A 560-nucleotide genomic window follows, 5' to 3' on the forward strand; every position below is an offset into this window, starting at 1 on the left:
CAGGGCAAAAACACGAAAGTGGATATGCAAGCCTCTCATGCCGTTGGCTCTTCGATAAAATCGGGAGGTGATACCACTGTTATTGCAGGGCAGGATGGCAAACCGCATGATCTTAGCATCACGGGAAGTTCTGTTGCGGCTGATGGCAAGGTAGGGCTGAAAGCCAGCAACGATGTCCTGATCACCAATGCAGAGGATAGCTTACACTATGAGATGTCGTACCATAAAGACGGTGGAACATTTAGTAGCAGCAAATCCGTTCATAACAAGGTGGATGCTACCCAAGTTTCCGGTTCACTCATATCTGGGGGTGAAGGCGTTGCCATTGAATCTGGAAACAACACGGAAGTTTTAGCCTCGACGCTCATAGCCGGTAAGGCAGGGGAAACGTCAGAAGAGAAAGCACTGGGAGATCAAAAACAAGCGGATATTACCATTCACTCTGGGGGAAAGATTGTCATAAAAGGCGCCCAAGAACAGTTGGATCAGCAAGCACAATCGTCTTCAAGTGGCTTTTTGCATGAGGAATCGTCCGATACATCTCAATCGCATACCACAAC

1 protein-coding gene is annotated in these 560 nt (G+C 48.0%); it reads left to right on the forward strand.

Annotation, left to right across the window (positions count from 1 at the left end; all coding sequences use genetic code 11):
• Nucleotides 1-560 (forward strand): hemagglutinin repeat-containing protein (locus ACFIJP_RS09685; RefSeq protein WP_375627218.1); only part of this gene is annotated, 560 nt, incomplete at both ends.

Source organism: Bartonella sp. MU37NMGALS (assembly GCF_042194015.1).
Taxonomy (GTDB): Bacteria; Pseudomonadota; Alphaproteobacteria; order Rhizobiales; family Rhizobiaceae; genus Bartonella; species Bartonella grahamii.